The organism is Nocardia sp. NPDC003726 (assembly GCF_053586955.1).
This window is the reverse complement of sequence record NZ_JBSFNF010000009.1, coordinates 82,609-101,118: the sequence shown is the minus strand read 5'-3', so window position 1 is coordinate 101,118 and position 18,510 is coordinate 82,609. Positions and strand designations below refer to the sequence as shown.

At 69.7% G+C, this 18,510-nt stretch carries 21 protein-coding genes; 6 read left to right on the top strand and 15 right to left on the bottom strand.

The features are described 5' to 3' along the window. Positions 1 to 20 precede the first annotated feature (20 nt). The 3 genes from ACWDMM_RS14625 to ACWDMM_RS14615 form a co-directional block, all read right to left on the bottom strand. The gene (locus ACWDMM_RS14625) at positions 21 to 680 is read right to left on the bottom strand and encodes an urease accessory protein UreF (protein WP_357207188.1); all 660 of its coding nucleotides are present in this window, start codon (positions 678 to 680) and stop codon (positions 21 to 23) included. A 61-nt stretch (positions 681 to 741) separates the two neighbouring features. Then, complete coding sequence (locus tag ACWDMM_RS14620) at positions 742 to 1,611, bottom strand: SDR family NAD(P)-dependent oxidoreductase (protein WP_449937774.1); 870 nt, start codon at positions 1,609 to 1,611, stop codon at positions 742 to 744. A gap of 50 nt (positions 1,612 to 1,661) precedes the next feature. Then, positions 1,662 to 2,105 carry a DUF4440 domain-containing protein gene (locus ACWDMM_RS14615; protein ID WP_449937772.1) on the bottom strand — a complete coding sequence of 148 codons (444 nt, stop codon included), beginning with the start codon at positions 2,103 to 2,105 and terminating at the stop codon, positions 1,662 to 1,664. Positions 2,106 to 2,272: 167 nt separating this feature from the next. Here ACWDMM_RS14615 and ACWDMM_RS14610 point away from each other — a divergent pair, with 167 nt between their 5' ends. After that, on the top strand, positions 2,273 to 3,001 hold the full coding sequence (locus ACWDMM_RS14610) for a hypothetical protein (protein ID WP_195080157.1): 729 nt from the start codon (positions 2,273 to 2,275) through the stop codon (positions 2,999 to 3,001). 15 nt (positions 3,002 to 3,016) lie between these two features. Here the strand turns inward: ACWDMM_RS14610 and ACWDMM_RS14605 are convergent, their stop codons facing one another. After that, entirely contained in the window at positions 3,017 to 4,489 is a 1,473-nt protein-coding gene (locus ACWDMM_RS14605; protein WP_357207186.1) for an MFS transporter, read from the bottom strand. 60 nt (positions 4,490 to 4,549) lie between these two features. On the opposite strand from ACWDMM_RS14605, the gene ACWDMM_RS14600 reads away from it, so the two are divergent. After that, positions 4,550 to 5,224 (top strand): TetR/AcrR family transcriptional regulator, encoded by a 675-nt coding sequence (locus tag ACWDMM_RS14600; RefSeq protein WP_357207184.1) that lies wholly within the window; start codon positions 4,550 to 4,552, stop codon positions 5,222 to 5,224. A gap of 57 nt (positions 5,225 to 5,281) precedes the next feature. Here ACWDMM_RS14600 and ACWDMM_RS14595 read toward each other — a convergent pair whose 3' ends face one another. Further along, positions 5,282 to 5,959 (bottom strand): O-methyltransferase, encoded by a 678-nt coding sequence (locus ACWDMM_RS14595; protein WP_449937767.1) that lies wholly within the window; start codon positions 5,957 to 5,959, stop codon positions 5,282 to 5,284. A 114-nt stretch (positions 5,960 to 6,073) separates the two neighbouring features. Between ACWDMM_RS14595 and ACWDMM_RS14590 the strand changes: the two genes are divergently transcribed. Continuing rightward, complete coding sequence (locus ACWDMM_RS14590; RefSeq protein ID WP_195080161.1) at positions 6,074 to 6,916, top strand: SGNH/GDSL hydrolase family protein; 843 nt, start codon at positions 6,074 to 6,076, stop codon at positions 6,914 to 6,916. A gap of 63 nt (positions 6,917 to 6,979) precedes the next feature. On the opposite strand, the gene ACWDMM_RS14585 is transcribed toward ACWDMM_RS14590, so the two are convergent. Beyond that, positions 6,980 to 8,242: an SPFH domain-containing protein gene (locus ACWDMM_RS14585; RefSeq protein WP_357105613.1), complete on the bottom strand. Its 1,263-nt coding sequence runs from the start codon at positions 8,240 to 8,242 to the stop codon at positions 6,980 to 6,982. Next, a complete protein-coding gene (locus ACWDMM_RS14580; RefSeq protein ID WP_195080163.1) occupies positions 8,242 to 8,673 on the bottom strand; it encodes an NfeD family protein in 432 nt (143 codons plus the stop codon). Before ACWDMM_RS14580 ends, ACWDMM_RS14585 begins: the two co-directional genes overlap by 1 nt. A 130-nt stretch (positions 8,674 to 8,803) precedes the next feature. On the opposite strand from ACWDMM_RS14580, the gene ACWDMM_RS14575 reads away from it, so the two are divergent. From ACWDMM_RS14575 to ACWDMM_RS14565, 3 genes are all read left to right on the top strand, one after another. Continuing rightward, positions 8,804 to 9,628 carry a DUF3097 domain-containing protein gene (locus ACWDMM_RS14575; RefSeq protein WP_449937762.1) on the top strand — a complete coding sequence of 275 codons (825 nt, stop codon included), beginning with the start codon at positions 8,804 to 8,806 and terminating at the stop codon, positions 9,626 to 9,628. Between the two features lie 155 nt (positions 9,629 to 9,783). Then, entirely contained in the window at positions 9,784 to 10,599 is an 816-nt protein-coding gene (locus ACWDMM_RS14570; protein WP_195080165.1) for a hypothetical protein, read from the top strand. Between the two features lie 23 nt (positions 10,600 to 10,622). Beyond that, on the top strand, positions 10,623 to 11,378 hold the full coding sequence (locus ACWDMM_RS14565; RefSeq protein WP_357105607.1) for a S1 family peptidase: 756 nt from the start codon (positions 10,623 to 10,625) through the stop codon (positions 11,376 to 11,378). Between the two features lie 18 nt (positions 11,379 to 11,396). Here ACWDMM_RS14565 and ACWDMM_RS14560 read toward each other — a convergent pair whose 3' ends face one another. The 8 genes from ACWDMM_RS14560 to moxR1 form a co-directional block, all read right to left on the bottom strand. After that, a complete protein-coding gene (locus ACWDMM_RS14560) occupies positions 11,397 to 11,816 on the bottom strand; it encodes a hypothetical protein (protein WP_195080167.1) in 420 nt (139 codons plus the stop codon). Positions 11,817 to 11,886: 70 nt separating this feature from the next. Further along, complete coding sequence (locus ACWDMM_RS14555; RefSeq protein ID WP_323123986.1) at positions 11,887 to 12,948, bottom strand: ferrochelatase; 1,062 nt, start codon at positions 12,946 to 12,948, stop codon at positions 11,887 to 11,889. Positions 12,949 to 12,968: 20 nt separating this feature from the next. Beyond that, on the bottom strand, positions 12,969 to 13,805 hold the full coding sequence (gene inhA / locus ACWDMM_RS14550; protein WP_195080169.1) for an NADH-dependent enoyl-ACP reductase InhA: 837 nt from the start codon (positions 13,803 to 13,805) through the stop codon (positions 12,969 to 12,971). 81 nt (positions 13,806 to 13,886) lie between these two features. Beyond that, positions 13,887 to 14,603, bottom strand: a complete 717-nt coding sequence (gene fabG1, locus ACWDMM_RS14545) for a 3-oxoacyl-ACP reductase FabG1 (RefSeq protein ID WP_195080170.1) — start codon at positions 14,601 to 14,603, stop codon at positions 13,887 to 13,889. 224 nt (positions 14,604 to 14,827) lie between these two features. Next, entirely contained in the window at positions 14,828 to 15,187 is a 360-nt protein-coding gene (locus ACWDMM_RS14540) for a peptidase inhibitor family I36 protein (protein ID WP_195080171.1), read from the bottom strand. Positions 15,188 to 15,298: 111 nt separating this feature from the next. Beyond that, the gene (locus ACWDMM_RS14535; protein WP_357105601.1) at positions 15,299 to 16,300 is read right to left on the bottom strand and encodes a VWA domain-containing protein; all 1,002 of its coding nucleotides are present in this window, start codon (positions 16,298 to 16,300) and stop codon (positions 15,299 to 15,301) included. After that, a complete protein-coding gene (locus ACWDMM_RS14530) occupies positions 16,297 to 17,256 on the bottom strand; it encodes a DUF58 domain-containing protein (protein ID WP_195080173.1) in 960 nt (319 codons plus the stop codon). Before ACWDMM_RS14530 ends, ACWDMM_RS14535 begins: the two co-directional genes overlap by 4 nt. A 26-nt stretch (positions 17,257 to 17,282) precedes the next feature. Then, positions 17,283 to 18,464 (bottom strand): chaperone MoxR1, encoded by a 1,182-nt coding sequence (gene moxR1, locus ACWDMM_RS14525; RefSeq protein ID WP_357207176.1) that lies wholly within the window; start codon positions 18,462 to 18,464, stop codon positions 17,283 to 17,285. Positions 18,465 to 18,510: the final 46 nt, after the last annotated feature.

Genomic DNA, 18,510 nt, shown 5'->3' with positions numbered 1-18,510 from the left:
GGTCTCCTTCTTCCGGGGCGTCAGCTCGCGAACAGGGGCATGTCCCGCTGCCGGTGGCGCTCGGCGAGCACGTCCTGCAGCGGGTCGGACATCGCGGCCAGGCCGGTCACGGCCTCGGCGGCGACGCGGTCGCACAGGCCGGCCAGCCGGACCGTGCACGCGGCGATCGCGGCGGGATCGAGGGCCAGCAGACGCTGGGCCGCGGTGGCGGCGCCGGTGAGGGTCGTGTAGACCACCACACCGGCGATCTCCCCGGGCTGCACCGCGGCGGCCGGGCCGACCATTCCGAAGACCGTGGACAGATGCGGTGTCGTGCCGAGCGGCGACCAATCGTGTCCCGGCCACAGCTGTTTCGCCAGGCGCGCCAGACCGCGCCCCTGGGCGCGGGAGGCCGCCCGCGCCGCTGGCGCGGGCGTGCGCGCATCGGCTTCCGCCTCCGCCCGCGCTGGCTCCAGTTCCCCCGCGCACACCGCCGCCGCGAGCGACGCGGCCACCAGCGCCGAGGTCAGGACGCGGCGGCGCAGATACAGCTCCACCGTCGCGACGTCGCGGACCAGGCCGGAGGCGACGGCTTCTTCCACCCCGCCGGAGTGCACGTGCCCGCCGATCGGCAGCCGCGAGTCGGCGAGCGCGAGCACCGTCGTGAGACCGGCCGGACCGATCGGAGCGGATTCGCGCATCCGTCGATCCTATGTCCCGGTGTGTCGTGCGGAAGTCGTGGTCGTTTCCCGGATGTTCCGGTCAGCGGCGGAAGGCGCGTTCCATGAAACGCTGGGCGCGGCCGCGGGTCAGGTCGGTCCACGCCTGCACGGGGGCCGACCACCACGGTGCGATTTCGCGCGGCTTCGCGGTCACCGCGTGGCAGACCAGGTCGGCTGCCTCGGCCACGGTCAGGCCGGGGACCCGGCTGAAGTCGGTGGGCGCGCTCATCCTGGTGTGCACGAGCGGCAGGTAGATCGAGGTGGCGGTGACACCGTCGCCGGACACCTCGGCCGCGACACTGCGCAACCAGACGTCGAAGGCGGATTTGGACGCTCCGTAGGCGGCCCAGCGCGGCGCGGGCGGCATGCGCACGCCCCACGTGGATACGTTGACGAGGTGGCCTCGTCCGCGGGCGCGCATGGCGGGCAGCAGCGTGAGCAGCAAGCGCACCGGACCGAGGTAGTTGACATCGATGGTGCGGGTGAAATCGTGGAAGCGGTCGTAGGACTCGTCGATCGGGCGGCGGATCGACTTGCCCGCGTTGTTGATCACCACGTCGAGGTGGCCGTGCTCGTCGAGTAGGCGGTGGCCGAGCCGTTCGACCGCGTCCATGTCCGTGAGATCGGTCGGGTAGCTGTGCGCGACGCCGCCCGCGGCGGTGATCTCCGCGGCCAGCCGCTCGAGTTCGCCGCCGGAGCGGGCGACGAGCGCGACGGTCGCGCCCGCACCGGCCAGCTTGCGCGCACTGGCCTTGCCTATGCCGTGCGATGCCCCGGTGACCAGCACGTTCTTTCCGTCGACCGCGGCGCGCAGCGCCTGTTCGCGCGGACGCGACGTGGGATACAGCAGCCGTGTCGCCACCCGTTCGGCGATCGGCCTGCCGCTGTTCGAAGCCGGGGCGTGGTCCACGACTTCGACTGTAGGCGTCGATCACCGTGCCCACCGGCGAGTTCGCCGCATCAGTGCGCGCCGGAGCGGTCCCGCACGAGTTGCGGCAGGTCCTGGCGGGTGAGGTAGGCGGAGATACTCAGCTCGCCGTCGGCGCGCCGGACCAGGAAATCGCTGTAGAGGTCAAGGGCGGGCGCGTCGCCGATGCTCATCGTCCAGTGCGCCGAACTGAGCCAGCAGTGCCCGCCGAGTGCGATGGTGGACTGGGCGGCCAGCGTCGCGCGCGCAGCGGCGAGCCCGCGGGCACGGGCGCGAGCGCCCGCGATGAATTCCGCGCGGGTGACGCACCGGCTCGTCGTGGGCGTGACGACCAGGATCTGCGGATCGAAATAGCCTGGCAGGGCATCGAAGTCGGAGGCGGCAACACTGTCGTCGTAGCGGCGGAGGAAAGTCTGGACCGCTTCGATGCCGGGTGCTGAAGCGCCATCGGCGAGGTAAATGTCATGCGAAAACATGACATTTTATATTATCACGAACGCCGTTCGATTCGTGGGAGGCGCGCCGACGCGCCACTCGAGCATTTCTACTCACGCGCCCGGCGGCGTTCGCGTGGTCGAATGTAGCCGGCGCACAGACTTTCTCACCGCGGCTTCGCCCGGTGCATTCGACGAGGGGGAACGAGGTGTCGACGCCGGACGCACAGGTCTCGATCGCACAGTGGATCGCGCGCGGGATCGCGATCGTGGTGCTGGTTCCGATCCGTCTGCTGTGGGAGGGCATTGCCTTCCTCGGTCGCGCGATCGGAGCGGCGCTCGTCTTCGTCGCACGCTACCTGCTGGTTCCGGCAGCCGAGCTGATCTGGCACTGGGTGCTGCGGCCCGCGTGGATAGTCGCGAAGGATTTCCTGTGGGGCTGGGTGGTGCAGCATCTGCTGTGGGGCTCGGTGCTCACACCGATGCTGTCGCTGCTGCTGGAATACCTGCTGCGACCGCTGCGGCGCGCGGTAGAAATTTTTCTGTGGCGCACAGTGATTCGTCCCGTGGGGGCGTGGTTGCTGCGCTGGGTCGTGTATCCGATCGCATATGCCGTCGCGTGGGTATGCCACCGCACCCTCGAGTGGCTCATCGTCTGGCCGCTGTCGCAGTTGTGGCGTTGGGTGCTGCGCCCGCTCTGGAACGCGGTGCGCGCGACCGCGCGCTACGGGTGGCGCGTGGCGACCCTCGTCGTCGGTGTGCTCGTCGTGCTGCCGTGCCGGGCGCTGTACCGCTACGTGTTGCGCCCGGTGTTCGGCGCTTCGGCCGTCGTCTGGCTCGCCTTGGTGGTGCGTCCGGTCCGCTGGGTGCACGGCGCGGTCGTCCGGCCGATGAACCGCTGGGCAGCCGAGATAGTGACCTCCGTCTTCGGCCACTGATCCCGGCCGCGCGGCTCAACTCGGACGCGGAGCGGCGAAGCGCGCGATCAGCGCCATCGCCGTGAGCACGGTCGCGCCGACGGCCACCGCGACGTGCATGCCGTCGACGAAGGATTCGCGCGCCGCCTCGACCAGCGCCGCGTTCGCGCCCGCGTGCTGAATGGTCTCGCCGAGCGTCGCCGCGTAGTCACCCCCGGACCGGAAGATCAGCGCCGCGAGCGAACCGAGCAGCGCCAGGCCGAGCGCATTGCCGAGTTCGAAGCTGGTCTCCGAGATGCCCACCGCCGACCCGGCCCGCTCCGGCGGCACCGACGACACCGAGACCTCGGACACCAGCGTGAAGGCGAGGCCGTATCCGATGCCTGCGATCGTGGAACCGGCCAGGTACCAGCCGAGTCCGTCGTGCGCGCCCACACCGAGCAGCATCAGGTTGCCCGCGGCGGAGGCGAGCAGCGCGAACACGAACGTCGCGCGGGCGCCGAAACGATGTCCGACTCGGGCGCCGCCCATCGAGCAGACGAAAACCGCGATCGCCATCGGAATGCCGAGCAGCGCCGCCGCCAGCGGCGTGCGCCCGGTCACCGACTGCAGATAGATGCTGGTGAGATAGCTGAGACCGGCCAGCGACATCATGCCGGCGAGACTGGCGCCGATGGCCACCGAGAACTGCGGCCTGGCGAACAGCCGCAGATCGAGCAGAGGGTCGCGCAGCTGTCGCTGCCTGCGCACGAACACGGTCAGGATCACCGCGCCCACCAGCGCGACGACGACCGCTTGCGCATCGATGCCCTCGGTGGCGGCGTGTTTGATCCCGTACACCACCGGCAGGATGCCGCCGATCGACAACGCGACACTCGGCAGATCCAGCGGTTCCCGCACCCCCGCTCGGTGTTCCGGCAACACGAACGGGCCGAAGGCGAGCAGCACCAGCAGCACCGGAAGATTGATGAGAAACACCGAGCCCCACCAGAAGTGGTGCAGCAGCGCGCCGCCGATGATCGGCCCGACGGCCGAGCCGCCCGCGAAGAACGCCGTCCAGATGCCGATCGCGGCGGCCCGCTCCCGCGCGTCCGGGAACAGGCTGGAGATCAGCGCCAGGCTGGACGGCAGCAAGGTCGCACCGCCGATGCCCATCAGCGCCCGCGCCGCGATCAGCACGCCGGCGGTGGGGGCGAACGCGGCGATCACCGACGCGATGCCGAAAACCGCCGCGCCGGTGAGCAAGATGTTGCGCCGACCGATCCGGTCGCCGAGATTGCCCATGGTGATCAGCAGGCCCGCGATCAGGAAGCCGTAGATATCCAGGATCCACAGTTGCTGATCGGCGGAGGGGTCCAGATCGAGGGTCAGCGTCGGCAGCGCGAGGAACAGCACCGAGATGTCCATGGACACCAGCAGCACCGGCAACAGCAGAACCGCGAGCCCCAGCCAAGCGCGTCGCGAGCCCGTCGTGGCCGGTTCGGTCCTGGCCGGCCGCACGTGTGTCATCACCGAACTTCCTCTCCATGGCGCGTACGTCGTACGCATGAGCCCGGGTACAGTGTACGCATGCTGCACCGCGCCGCCATTGTCGACACCGCGATCGAGCTCGCCGACGCCGAGGGCTTGGACGCGCTGTCCATGCGGCGCATCGCCGATCGGCTCGGCGTGGGAGCCATGTCGCTGTATCGCCACGTCGCGAACAAAGACGAATTGCTCGCGCTGATGACCGACGAAGTGGCCCGGCGCAATCCGTATCCGCCCCCCGAGGGGCAGGGGTGGAGCTGGCGCGACCGGGTCCGCATCGCCGCCGAAATCGACTGGGCCCTGTACCGGCAACATCCGTGGGTGCTGCTCACCTTCGCCACACCGCGTTACAGCTTCGGGCCGCAGAGCCTGGCGTGCCTGGCCTGGCTGGTGGAGGGGTTCCTGGAACTCGGCGTGTCCACCCGCGAGGCGACCGGCATGTCCTTCGCCGTGTGGAACTACATCTCCGGCGCGACGCTGCCCGAGATCAGCGCCGAGCTGATGGCGCGCAAAGGCATGGACCCGGCGGGCGAGAACGGGTTGCGGACGCTGCTCGACGGCACGTCCCAGGGACCGGTCCCTTCCGCGCTGGCCGATCTCGCCGGCAGCGGCGTGCGGAACCTGACCCAGGAGGAACTGCTCTACGACGGCCTGGACGCGCTCTGCGACGGTTTCGAGGCCAGGGCGGCGCGGCGCGAGCGGTTGACCTCGACCTGACTTGATGTTGGAACCGGCGCTACGAAACCGGGGTGCTGGAGCCCTGGCCGAGCCGGTTCACCCGACGCTGTCGCCGTTCACGACGGCGTAGGCGAAGCCGTCCCAGCCTTTGGCGCCGACGGTCTGCACCACGGTGGCGTCCAGGCTGGGCTCGGCTTGGAGCAACTCGACGAGTTCGCGACTGGCCTGCGCGTTCGGGTCGTCGGACCGCTCGTCGGCGATCGCGCCGCCGCGCACGACGTTGTCGACAATGATCACCGAGCCCGGCCGGGTCAGCCGCAGCGCCCACAGCACGTAGTTGGAGTTGTTCACCTTGTCCGCGTCGATGAAGACCAAGTCGAACGGCTCCGGATCCTCTTCGGCGAGCACGGGCAGGCTGTCCAGCGCGGCGCCGACCCGGATCTCCACTCGGTCGCCGACGCCCGCCCGGTCCAGATTCGCCCGCGCCACCTCGGCGTGCCGGTCGGCGAACTCGAGCGTGAGCACCCGCCCCTCCGGTCCCACCGCGCGGGCGAGCCAGATGGTGCTGTATCCGCCGAGCGTGCCGATCTCCAGCACCCGTCGCGCGCCCACCGTCCTGGCCAGCAGATGGAGGAACTTTCCCTGGGGCGGTGACACGTCGATCGCGGGCAGGCCCGCGTCCTTGTTCGCCGCCAGCGCCGCGTCGGAGTCGGGATCCGCCACGAGGGTCTGCACTAAGTAGCGGTCCACTTCGGCCCATCCAGGTGTCGTCATATCTGGCAGTCTGCCACCCGATTCCGCCCGCGGACGTGCCTGCCCGAGTAGCGTTCGGCACAGAGAGACGTACATGTTTCGCAGCGCGCCGACGACTGGACGGACGGAAACGACATGACGAATCTTGCGCGGGCCGTCACGGTCATCGCCTGTCTGATCGCCATGGGCGCCACCGCCCCCGCCGGGGCCGAGCCCACCGGCGGGGCCGAATACGTCGCCCTGGGCGATTCCGGGGCGGCCACCACGGGCGTGCGGAACTTCGACATCTCGGCACCGTTCCGATGCCTGCGCTCCACCGCGAACACACCGCAGCTGATCGCCCTGGACCTCGGCTTGCCGATCGACGACCGCACCTGCAACTCCGCCCGTATCGCGGACCTCGCCGCCCCGCAGCAACCGGGCATCCCACCCCAGTTCGACGCCCTCGGCCCCGCCACCAGATTGGTCACGGTGCACATCGGCGCCAATGACGCGCTGATGGCCGAGCACATCGTCGCCTGCCATGTCTACGGCCTCACCGGCGTGGGCGGGTGCGCCGGTCCGGACTGGGCCGCCGACATCGATGCGATCGCGGAGTCCTACGCCACCGCACTGCGACAGATCTCGGCCCGCGCGCCGCGGGCGCTGATCGTCGTCGACGGCTGGCCGCGCTACGTGCGCGACGGCGGCTGTCCGGCGCTGGTCGGTCTTCGCCCGTCCGACGCCGCGCCCATCCAAGCCGCCTTCGACCATCTCAACGCCGTGGTCTCCCGCGTCGCCACCGCGCACGGCGCGATCTATGTGGACACCAGCGCCGCGTCGGAGGGCCGCGACGCGTGCGCGCCCGTCGGCGTCCGCTGGATGGAGCCCGTCCTCGCCACCGAGACGCTTCTGCCCTACCACCTCAACCCGCAGGGCATGCGGGGCATCGCCGACGTGGTCGTCCCAGCGATTCGCGCCGCCGGACTGCCAGGCTGAACGATCCGGCCGCATCGACGCGACCGCCCCGGACGCGAATGGAGGCCGGGGCGGCGCGCGACGCTATTTCGAGAAGTTCTCCGGCGGCTGCCACGGACGGCCGTGCGGGTCGTCCTGACGCTGGGCCGGAGGTTGTTGCGGCGGCTGCTGGGCCGGGAAAGCCTCCTGCGGAGGGATGACCGGCTGGTGCGGCGAAGGCTCGAACCCCTGCGGGGGCGGTGTCGGGGTCAGCCCCTCCACCGGCGTCCGCGCCGTCGCCTCGGCAGCCCGCACGGCGCGCTCGATAGTCGGGTCGGGCGCCGTGTCGAACCAGTCCGCGACATCCGAATCGTCCTCCGGCTTGGCTTCCGCGCCGTCGGAGGCCGGCGGCTCGTACCGGAACACGCCGTCCTCGCCTTGCGTGCCGAAGCTCTTCGCGAACCCCTCCAGCGCCTTGCCGAAGTCGCTGGGCACCAGCCACACCTTGTTGGCGTCGCCGCGCGCGACCATTGGCAACGTCTGCATGTACTGGTAGGCAAGCAATTCCGGTGTCGGCTTGCCGGATTTGATGGCGGCGAAGACCTTTTCGATCGCCTTTGCCTGGCCTTGGGCCTGCAGGTACGCGGCGGCGCGCTCACCCTGCGCCCGCAGGATGCGGCTCTGCCGTTCGCCTTCGGCGGCCAGGATCGCCGACTGCTTGGCGCCCTCGGCGGACAGGATCTGCGCCTGCTTGGAACCCTCGGCCGTCTTGATCGCCGATTCGCGCTGGCCCTCCGCGGTGAGGATCATGGCGCGCTTCTCGCGGTCGGCCTTCATCTGCTTCTCCATCGACTCCTGGATCGACGGAGGCGGATCGATGCTCTTCAGCTCGACCCGCGCCACGCGCAGCCCCCAGCGCCCGGTCGCCTCGTCCAGCACACCGCGCAGCTGGCCGTTGATCGCGTCGCGGGAGGTGAGCGTCTGCTCGAGCGTCATGCCGCCCACGACGTTGCGCAGTGTGGTGACGGTCAGTTGCTCGACGGCGGCGATGTAGTTGCTGATCTCGTACACCGCCGCCTGCGGGCTGGTCACCTGGAAATAGACCACCGTGTCGATGTGCAGGGTGAGGTTGTCCTCGGTGATCACCGGCTGCGGCGGGAACGACACCACCCGCTCCCGCAGATCCACCTTGGCGCGGACGCGATCGGCGAACGGCACGAGGAACGTGAGCTGGCCGGAGACCGTCCGCGAATACCGGCCCAACCGCTCGATCACCGCGGCCTCGGCCTGCGGCACCAGCGCGATCGACTTGAAGACCACCACCACGACCAGCAAGATGAGGACGGCGGCAACGATCAGTACAGCCATCAAGGCCCCTTCCAGACGACGGCGGTCGCGCCGTCGATCTTCATGACGTATACGGTCGTACCCGGTTCATAGACTTCGGTCGTGTCCATCGGCCGCGCGGTCCACACCTCGCCGTTCAGCTTCACCTGACCGGAATGCGCCGCGACCTGCTCGAGCACCAGCGCGGTCTTGCCGGGCAAGGCGTCCACGTTCGTCGGCGTCGGCGGTGGAGTTCCGAAGCGACGCCGGATGATCGGGCGCACGCCGAGCAGCATTACCGCCGAGATCACCGCGAAGACGACGGCGTCGGCGACGACGGAGGTGCCCGCCGCCGCGCTGACACCGGCGGTGCCCAGCGCGGCGACACCGAGCATCAGCAAGGTGAAGTCGCCGGTGAGCATCTCCGCCGCCGCGAGCAGAATGCCCGCGACCAGCCAAAAAATTGCGGCCACACGACCACTGTAGTGCGCGGATCATGATCTCGGGCGCGACCTTCGCGAGTACTGCCGAGGAATTCCGCGCGCGGACCCGCGGTGCCCCTGGTGCGCCGAAAGCCACAGCGGCGGTGCTAGCTTCAGGCAGGTGAGCGGGCGCGACAGGTACGGCGACATCTTCTCCGGACATCTTCGATCGAAGAAGCGGGCGGTGCCCGTGGTCACCGCGGAACGAGACCTGGTCGTCGAGGACGCCGCCACCGGATTCTGCGGCGCGGTGGTCGGATTCGATCGCAGCTACGACGGCGAGTTCGTGAAACTGGAGGACGCCCGCGGCACGGTGCGCCTGTTCGCGCTGCGCGAGGCCGCGTTCCTCATCGACGGCGAGCCGGTGACGCTGGTACGGCCGCGGGCCGCCCCACCGAAGACGCCGAACCGCTCCGCCTCCGGCTCCACCCGGGTCGACGGCCTGCGCGCCCGGGTCGCCCGCGGCAGCCGGATCTGGGTGGAGGGCGTGCACGACGCCGCGCTGGTGGAGCGGGTGTGGGGTCACGACCTCCGGGTCGAGGGAGTGGTCGTCGAGCAGTTGGAAGGGCTGGACAACCTGGCCGCTCGGCTCGCGGACTTCCGACCCGGCCCGGGCAGGCGGGTCGGCGTGCTGGTCGACCACCTGGTGACCGGATCGAAGGAGACCCAGCTGACCACAGGGCTCGGGCCGCACGTGCTGGTCACCGGGCACCCGTTCGTCGACATCTGGCAAGCGGTGCGCCCGGCCACCCTCGGCATCGCCCGGTGGCCGCAGGTGCCCCGCGACGAGGACTGGAAGACCGGCGTCTGCTCGCGCCTGCGCTGGGGTTCCCCGCAGGACGGCTGGCGGAAGGTGTACGAGGCGGTGTCCTCCTTCCGCGATCTGGAGGCGCCGCTCATCGGCGCGGTGGAGCGGCTCATCGATTTCGTCACCGAACCGGACTAACCGCCGATCGCGGGCGTCGCGCCTGCGGTGCCGGAGAGTATCCGCCCGGGCACGTTCCTCGCGGGCGGCGTGGCCCCCGCGGTTTCCGCGCTGCTCACCGATGCCGTCGCGGATGGATGCCCACCGGTAGCGCCCACCCTTTATGCTCGATGATTATGTGCTCTCCAAGTGCGACGCTGACGGTGTGGGCGAGCTCCTGGCTGGCCGGCTGCAGTGCGCCCGACGACGTTTTGGCCGCCTTGCACGCCTGGGCGCCCAAGCACACCATCGCGGCGGGTGATCCGATCACCGGCGGTCGCACCGACCTACCCTGGTCCGCCCACGGCTACCAGCCGGGGAGCGGAGTCATGGCGCTGCTCAAAGTGATTCGCGAGACGATGGCCCAGCCCGGCGCCCAATTGCGGTTGGTGCTGCCCGTCCCCGGCGACGTCAGGGGCATCCCCGCGGGCACGGCGTTCGCCGCCGACGCGATCGAGGCGGGCGAGGGCATGCTGATCGGCGTCCCCGGCGCCGAGGGCACCGGTCTCATCCCGCACTGGGCCGAGGACGACACGCTGCAGTGGACCGTCTACAGCGCGCCCGTCCCCGCGGCGCCCGGCTCCGACATGTCCCTCGGCGAAGCCGAATACGCGATGCGCGAAGCGGTCCGCGACGCCGCCGACGCGCTGATGAAACTGCACACCACGGCGCTCGGCGCGGCCGACTCCGATCCCCGCGAGCTCATCGAAGCCGAACTGGCCGACTACTCCCGGCACGACTATCCCGAGTCGATTCCGTTGCGCGCCAGGCGCATTCTCGACACGGCCGATCATGTCGCCGCCATCCTCACGGTCGCGCAGCGTGAGCCCGCCTCCGCGCCGACCTCCGCCAGCGCGATCGGCGCGCAGGAATCGCTGCTGCGGCCGCTGTGGGACGCGATCCGCGCCGCGCGCCTGGTCGCCGTGCACGCCTCCGCGCGCGGAAGTCGCTGATCTCATGTCTCGGGCGGTCTGACATGCGCTTCCCCCGTCGTCGCCGCGCGGCCGCCCTCACCGCACTGACGGTTCTGCTCGGTCTCACCTTGCCCGCCCCCGCCTCCGCGATCGTCGGCGGCGCCGAGGCGACGACAGCGGAGTACCCGTGGCTGGCGGCCATCGGCACGCCGCTGTTCCTCACCCGCGCTTCCGGGCAGTTCTGCGGCGGCGCGCTCATCGCGCCGGACCGGGTCGTCACGACGGCGCACTGCGTGGCCCTGGCACAGACGCTGGCACAGACGCTCACCGTCACCTTCGGCCGCGACGACCTGCGCGGAAACGACGGGAAAACCGTGCGCGTCAGGGACATTCGCATTCATCCCGGCTTCCGGGCCACCGTTCTGGACATGACGACCGCCTATCACGACGACGTCGCGATCCTCACCCTGGACGAGCCGCAGCCCGGCCCGGCCATCACCGTCGCGGCGCCCGCTTCGGGCACCGCGACCATCCTGGGCTGGGGCGCGACCTCCGAGACCGACGAGGCCAACACTCGATTGCGCGCGGCGAACCTCCCCCTGGCCACCGACGGCGAGTGCGTCACCGCCTATGGTCCCGCCTTCGATCCGTCCACCATGCTCTGCGCAGGCACCCCCACCGCGGACACCGCTCAGTACGACAGCGGCGGACCGCTGCTCGTCGACGGGCATCTCGCCGGACTCACGTCCTGGGGAGTGGGCGCGGCACGCCCCGGCTTCCCCACGGTCTACACCCGCCTGAGCAGTCCGGATTTCTGAGATCCCCGTGCACGCGTCTCACCGCTGCGGCGGGTACGGCGGCTGCTGCGGCGGGTACTGGTGCTGCGGCGGGTACTGCTGATACTGCTGTTGACCCTGCGGTGGATACGGCTGCTGGTACTGGGGCGCCGGATACTGCGGCTGTTGTCCTTGGTAATTCTGCTGCGGAAGATACTGCTGAGGGTACTGCTGTTGCGGATACTGCTGCTGGGGCTGATTCGACTTGTTCCGCTTGCTCAGCCAGATCACGAGCCCGATCACCAGGGCGACGACCCCGATGCACAGCAGCAGACCGCCGATCGAGAAGCCGCCGCTGCCACTGCTACGGCCACGGCGCCTGGCCTCGGTGGCGTCGAGCGCCACGGTCCATACGGTCGCATCGGACCAGGCGTGCGGGTCGAGCACGGCGGCGTTGGTCAGCACGTCGGCATAGGTCATCGAGAGTTACCCCCCAGAGAATCGGATTCGGCGATCGGTCGCAGGCGATGCTATCCGCGACCGCTCGTCCTCAATTCCCAGTAGTGGGACGACGCGTGATCGCACAGCAGCCGACGGCACACGGCGCGCCGTCGCGCGTACAGCCGTAGCCGGGGACCGCACCGAGCCGCCGTGGTTCGGCTCCGCGCAGTTGCTCGGAGATCAACTCGACGACCAGCTTCGCGAAGCGGGGGTCACTCCCCGGCGTCGCGACCCGCGCGAAACCCATACCGAGCTCGGCGGCTTTCTGCGCGGCCTCGTTGTCCAGATCCCAGATCACTTCCAAATGATCGGAGACGAAACCCACCGGACACACGACCACGGCCTCGACCCCCTTGGCCGCGAGATCGTCCAGGTGATCGACGATGTCCGGCTCCAGCCACGGCACCTGCGGCGGACCCGAACGTGACTGCCAGACGAGGTCGTAATCGGTGAAACCGGTTGCGACGGCGCACAATCGGGCCGCGTCGGCGACCTGACGGCTGTAGAGGCGGCCGCCGTCGGCGGGCGGGCCCGCGGCCGCATCGGCCGACACCGGAATGGAATGCGCGGTGAACACCAGTCGCGCCGAGGCGCGCTGCCCGGCGGGGAGCCGATCGCGCGCCGAGCGGATGGCATCGGCGAACGTCTCGATCAGCAGAGGGTGATCGAAGTACTGGCGCAGCTTCAGCAGCTGCGGCGCGCCCGCGCCGAACGCGGCACGCGCCCTGGCGATGTCCTCGTGGTACTGCAGGCAGCCGGAGTAGCCGCCCCACGCCGAAGTCGGAAAGACCAGCGCTGAGCCGACACCGTCGGCGGCCATCCGCGCGACGGTGTCCTCCACCATGGGATGCCAGTTCCGGTTGCCGAAGTACACCGGCAACTCCAGGCCCGCGGCGGCCAGTTCGGCCTCCACCGCCGTGATGATGTCGCGATTGAGCGCGTTGATCGGCGAGACACCGCCGAAGTGCAGATAGTGCTCGGCGACCGCTTCGAGGCGTTCGCGCGGCACTCCCCTGCCCCGGGTGACGTTCTCCAGGAACGGCATGACGTCTTCGGGACGCTCCGGACCGCCGAAGGACAGCAGCAGCAGCGCGTCGGCGGTTCGAACCACGGTGTCTCCCATCCGATCGCTCAGTTGATCGCCATGTTCTCCGGGAACCAGGTGTTGTGGCTGGCTCCGCCGTCGACGTAGATGATGGAGCCGGTGGTGCCGGGCAGCCAGTCCGACAGCAGCGTCACGATCGACTTCGCCACCACCGTGGGGTCGTCGACGTCCCAGCCGATCGGCGACGCGCCGTCCCAGTAGACGTTGAGCTGGTTGAGCTTGGCGGCGTCGTCGGTCGCGGTGCCCGCGATCGCCTTGGCGGCCAGCGTCTTGATCGGGCCCGCGGCGATGAGGTTGGACCGGATCTTCTTCGCCGCGCCCACCTCGCGCGCGACGTACCGGTTCACCGACTCCAGCGCCGCCTTGGCCACGCCCATCCAGTTGTAGAACGGCATCGCGGTGCGCGGATCGAAGTCCATGCCGACGATCGAGCCGCCCTCGTTCATCACCGGCAGCACCGCGCGCGACAGCGACGCGTAGCTCCACGCCGAGATCTCGAACGCCTTGGCGGCGTCCGGGCCGGGACCGTCCAGGAACGGCCGAGCCTCGGGACCCATGAGGGTGCGCGGGGCGAACGCGATCGAGTGCAGCACTCCGTCGATCCCCTGCGGAGCCAGTTCGCGCAGCTTGTCGGCCAAGCCGGCGAGATCCTCTTCACTGGTCACGTCGAGCCCGATGGCCGGCGGGACCTCCTGGGGCAGGCGCTTGGCGATCCGGTCGATCAGTCGCAGCCGCTCCGGAATGCCGGTGATGATCACCTTCGCACCCTGCTCCTGCGCGACGGCCGCGGCGTGGAACGCGATCGACGAATCGGTGATGATGCCCGTGACCAGGATGGTCTTGCCTTCGAGCAGTCCGCCCATGAGTTCTCGGTTCTCCTGAAATTCGATTGTGAGGTTGGCTGCGGGCGGCCTGGAACCGGCCGCGCTACGCGTTCGGTGTGATCAGTGGCCCATGCCCATGCCGCCGTCGACCGGGATGACGGCGCCGGAGACGTAGGCGGAATCCTCGGAGGCCAGGAAGCTGACCACGGCCGCGATGTCCTCGGGCTGGCCGAGCCGCTGCAACGGGATGAACTTCTTGGCCATGTCGCGCATGTCCTCGGGCAGGTCCGCGGTCATGTCGGTCTCGATGAAACCCGGCGCGACCACATTCGCGGTGATCGAACGCGAACCCAGCTCGCGCGTGATCGAGCGGGCCAGACCGATCACGCCGGCCTTGGACGAGGCGTAGTTGATCTGGCCGGCTTGGCCGCTCATGCCGACCACCGAGCCGAGGAAGATCATCCGGCCCCAGCGCGCGCGCAGCATGGCGCGGTTGGCCCGCTTGGCGCACCGGAACGCACCGGTCAGATTGGCGTCGAGCACCCTGGTGAACTGCTCTTCGGTCATCCGCATGAGCAGGGTGTCGTCGGTGATGCCCGCGTTGGCCACGAGCACCTCCACCGCACCCTGGTGCGCCTCCACCTCGGCGAAGGCGGCGTCCACCGACTCGCTGTCGGTCACATCGCATTTCACACCGAACAGACCGTCCGGCACCCCCGACCCACGATGCGTGACGGCCACCTTGTGACCGTCGGCAAGCAGACGCTGCGCGACCGCGAGTCCGATGCCGCGGTTTCCGCCGGTCACCAGGACCGACCGGGATGTGATGTTCGACATGGGGTTCAACCTACCTGGTCGAATCGGCAGGCCACGATCGGGCCGTCACGTTCGTCCGAGCGCCATCAGAGCCCGGCTTCGTTCGTGAAACGCCACAACGCCGGCGCCCGATCGGGGCCCGTTCACGCGGACCGGCCGGTGGTCCAGGAGACCACCGGCCGGTCGGCATTCGATCGATGCGCCGCCTTTCACTCACCTTCGGCGAGCGACGCGAGAGGCACTGCTCAGCAGCTGGGGCACCAAGTCACGGACAGCGCGTCGAACCCCAGATCCGCCACCTGCTTACCCGGCCCCACATAGCGGTACGGTTGTCCGCCGCCACAGTTGGAACCGGAGCTGAACAGCAACTCGACGTTCGTGTTGTTGATCACCGATCTGGTGCTCGGATCTCCCGCGGGTCCGCAGTAGTTCCGGAAGTTCTTCGTGTTGAGCGTGACCACCTTCGCCGTGCCGGAAAATCCCGCGCCGGAGTACTGACACAGACTGCCGGACGGACAGCCCGCCGCCGACGCCTCCGGCAGCGGAGCCGCGACCAAGGCCAGCGCGGCGAACGCGATAGCGGTGACGATTGCAGAAATTCGCATGATTCCGCCCCGAGGAGGGCGGCACTCCCTTACCGCCCGTCCTGGGCACGCTAACACACTTCCACGGCGACGGCTCGCGGTATTCGCCTGCGCGCCTTGGCGTTCGCAGCGCTAAGGCAAACGCTGGCGATACACCAAGCCGATCACCACTCCCGCCGCCACGACCACCAGTCCGAGCAGCAACCACGGGCGGCTGGCGTCGCCTCTGGTCAGCTCGTACCCGATCTGTTGCTCCAAGGTGTCGTAGACCTTGGTCAACTCCTGCAGTGACGACGCGGTGTAGAACTCCCCGTTGGACAGCCGCGCTATCTCGCGCATGGCGTCGTCGTCCACCTCGACGCGCACCTGATCCTTGCTGCCGTCCTCCCGGGGGATCTCGACGACGCCCCAGCGGGTGCCGAAGGAGATGGTCGAGATCGGGACGTTCTTGCTCTTGGCCAGCCGGGCGGCGACGTACTCGTGCCGGGGGTTGTCGACGTCCTTGAAATCCGGAACGGTCTGCTTTCCGTCGGACATCAGCACGATCCTGGCGGGCGGCGGCTCCTGGGCTCCGCCGAGCACCGTGGCGAGCGTCTCGATCGCCTGCAGCGCGGTGAGAATGCCCTCCCCGGTGGCCGTGCGCTCGGCCAGCCGCACATTGTCGATCGCGGCCTTGACCGATTCGTGGTTCGTCGTGGGCGAGACCATCACCGAGGCGGTGCCGGCGAAGGTGACGAAGCCGATGTTCACGCCCTCGGGCAGTCCGTCGACGAACTCCTTGCCCGCTTTCTTGGCGACCTGGATGCGGCTCGGGGCCACGTCGGTCGCCTCCATCGACAGCGACACGTCCATCACCAGCATGACGGTCGCGCGGTTGCGCGGGACCTTCTTGACCGCGGTCGGCCCGGCGGCGGCGACGGTGAGGAACGCCAGGCCGACCAGCAGCAGCGCGACGGCCACGTGCCGGAACGGGCCCGGCCGCGACGGAGCGACCTTCTCCAGCAGCTCCATGTTGGTGAACTGCAGCATGTGCTTGCGCCGGTTGCGCTGCACCAGGACGTAGCCGAGCGCGATCAACGCGATGACGACGAGGAATCCGAGCCAGATCTGCGCGGTGAAATGCGAAATACTCACTGACGTGGCACCCGCCCGGTCGGGGCGCCCAGACTGTGGCGCCGGGTGGACACGAACCGGACCACGTCGGCGATCCAGTCCCGATCGGTTCGCAGGGTGAGCACCGGAGCGCCACAGCTGCGCAGGGCCTGTTCGACCTGCTCACGGTGGCGCTGCGCGGCAGCCGCGAAATCGGCGCGCAGGGTGGGGGTCACGCTGAACTCGCGGGTGCGCCCGGTCTCCGGGTCGTGCAGCACGACGTCGCCGATGTCGGGCAACGCCAGGTCGCGAGGGTCGAGCACCTCGACCGCGAGCAGATCGTGCCTGGCCGAGATCGCGCGCAACGAACGCTGCCAATCGATGTCACCCAGGAAATCGCTGATGATCACCGCCAGTCCGCGCTTGCGCTGCGGGCGGCGCAACGATTCGATGCCGCCGCGCAGGTCGCCGCGCACACCGTCGCGGGCGTGCGGGGTGGTCGCGATGCTGCGCAGCAGCGACTGCGCGTGGACGCGCCCGCCGCGCGCCGGGATGCGGGTCAACCGTTCGCCGGTGGCGACGACCGCCCCGATCCGGTTGCCGCCGCCACTGGTCAGATGGGTGATTGCGGCCGCGGCGGCGATGGCGAGGTCACGCTTCTGGCAGGCTGCGGTGCCGAAGTCCAGGCTGGCCGACAGATCGACCACCATCCAGGTCTCCAGCTCGCGGTCGGCGATCATCTGCCGCACGTGCGGATGGGTGGTGCGGGCGGTGACCGACCAATCCATCTGGCGCACGTCGTCACCCGGCTGGTAGGCGCGCGCCTCACCCGGCTCGGAGCCGGGGCCGGGGATGAGCCCGAGGTGATCGCCGTGCAGCACGCCGTCGAGCCTGCGGCGCACGGTGAGTTCGAGGGTCTTGAGCGCGACCGTGAGCCTGGGGTCGGTCAACTCCCCCGCGTGGAAGGACGGCGGTGCGTGGGACGGCGACGTCGGCACTGGCGCGACCCGATCCGATGCCGAGGTCACTTCGGCGGAACGGTGCCCGCGGGCTGCGACTGCTGCCCGTTGGGCGGCTGGGGCACGGCCTGCTGCGGCGACGGCGGCTGGGGCGCCTGCTGCGGGCCGCCCTGCGGCGGCGCGGCGGGCACGCCGGGCGCGACCGCCTGCGGGGCGACCTGCGGCAGGCCGACGGTCTGCAGGACGCGCTTGATGACGTCTTCCGGGCTGATCTCGTCGGCGAGCGCGTCGTAGGACAGCACCAGGCGATGGCGCAGCACGTCCGGGATCACCTCGACGACGTCCTGCGGCACCACGTAGTCGCGGCCGCGGATCAGCGCGACCGCGCGGGCGGCGGCGATGATGCCGAGGCTGGCGCGCGGCGAGGCGCCGTAGGAGATCCAGCTGGCCACGTCCTGCATGCCGAAATCGGCCGGCTTGCGGGTCGCCGCGATCACGCGGACCACGTAGTCGACCAGGGCGTGGTGCACGAAGGTGTTGGCCGCGACCTTCTGCAGGCGGATCAGATCCTCCGGCTGCAGGATCCGGCTCGCCTCCGGCGGCGTGACGCCCATCCGGTAGATGATCTCGCGCTCTTCCTCCACGGAGGGGTAGTCGACGACGACCTTGAACAGGAAGCGGTCGCGCTGCGCCTCCGGCAGCGGGTACACGCCCTCGCTCTCGATCGGGTTCTGCGTCGCCATGACCAGGAACGGATCCGGCATCGGGTAGGTCTTGCCGCCGATCGACACGTGCCGCTCGGCCATCACCTCGAGCAACGCCGACTGCACCTTGGCCGGCGCGCGGTTGATCTCGTCGGCGAGCACGAAGTTGGCGACGACCGGGCCGAGCTCGGTGTCGAACTCCTCGCGGCCCTGCCGGTAGATACGGGTACCGATGAGGTCGGTCGGCACCAGGTCGGGCGTGAACTGCACGCGGGCGAACGAGCCGCCGACCACCTTGGCGAAGGTCTCCACGGCAAGGGTCTTGGCGATGCCGGGCACACCTTCGAGCAGGACGTGTCCACGTGCGAGCACGCCCACGAGCAGTCGCTCGACCAGGCGATCCTGGCCCACGATCACCCGCTTGACCTCGTAGATCGCCTTCTCCAGGGTCTGGACGTCACGCTCGAGGGTGCTGGGCGTGGAGACCGGCGCATCCTTCGCCGAGTTCGCTCCGCTCACACCGTCCGTCGAAGTCACCAACATCCCCGCTTTCGCCTTGGTCCTGTGCGTGCTGCCACAACTATTCCAG

Excerpts from the sequence above, each read along its gene's own strand:
- ACWDMM_RS14605 (WP_357207186.1), bottom strand. The coding sequence starts at position 4,489 with ATGACACACGTGCGGCCGGCCAGGACCGAACCGGCCACGACGGGCTCG.
- ACWDMM_RS14590 (WP_195080161.1), top strand. The coding sequence starts at position 6,074 with ATGACGAATCTTGCGCGGGCCGTCACGGTCATCGCCTGTCTGATCGCC.
- ACWDMM_RS14540 (WP_195080171.1), bottom strand. The coding sequence starts at position 15,187 with ATGCGAATTTCTGCAATCGTCACCGCTATCGCGTTCGCCGCGCTGGCC.
- ACWDMM_RS14570 (WP_195080165.1), top strand. The coding sequence starts at position 9,784 with ATGTGCTCTCCAAGTGCGACGCTGACGGTGTGGGCGAGCTCCTGGCTG.
- ACWDMM_RS14595 (WP_449937767.1), bottom strand. The coding sequence starts at position 5,959 with ATGACGACACCTGGATGGGCCGAAGTGGACCGCTACTTAGTGCAGACC.
- ACWDMM_RS14615 (WP_449937772.1), bottom strand. The coding sequence starts at position 2,105 with ATGTTTTCGCATGACATTTACCTCGCCGATGGCGCTTCAGCACCCGGC.
- ACWDMM_RS14625 (WP_357207188.1), bottom strand. The coding sequence starts at position 680 with ATGCGCGAATCCGCTCCGATCGGTCCGGCCGGTCTCACGACGGTGCTC.
- ACWDMM_RS14600 (WP_357207184.1), top strand. The coding sequence starts at position 4,550 with ATGCTGCACCGCGCCGCCATTGTCGACACCGCGATCGAGCTCGCCGAC.
- moxR1 (WP_357207176.1), bottom strand. The coding sequence starts at position 18,464 with ATGTTGGTGACTTCGACGGACGGTGTGAGCGGAGCGAACTCGGCGAAG.
- fabG1 (WP_195080170.1), bottom strand. The coding sequence starts at position 14,603 with ATGTCGAACATCACATCCCGGTCGGTCCTGGTGACCGGCGGAAACCGC.
- ACWDMM_RS14565 (WP_357105607.1), top strand. The coding sequence starts at position 10,623 with ATGCGCTTCCCCCGTCGTCGCCGCGCGGCCGCCCTCACCGCACTGACG.
- ACWDMM_RS14560 (WP_195080167.1), bottom strand. The coding sequence starts at position 11,816 with ATGACCTATGCCGACGTGCTGACCAACGCCGCCGTGCTCGACCCGCAC.
- inhA (WP_195080169.1), bottom strand. The coding sequence starts at position 13,805 with ATGGGCGGACTGCTCGAAGGCAAGACCATCCTGGTCACGGGCATCATC.
- ACWDMM_RS14585 (WP_357105613.1), bottom strand. The coding sequence starts at position 8,242 with ATGGCTGTACTGATCGTTGCCGCCGTCCTCATCTTGCTGGTCGTGGTG.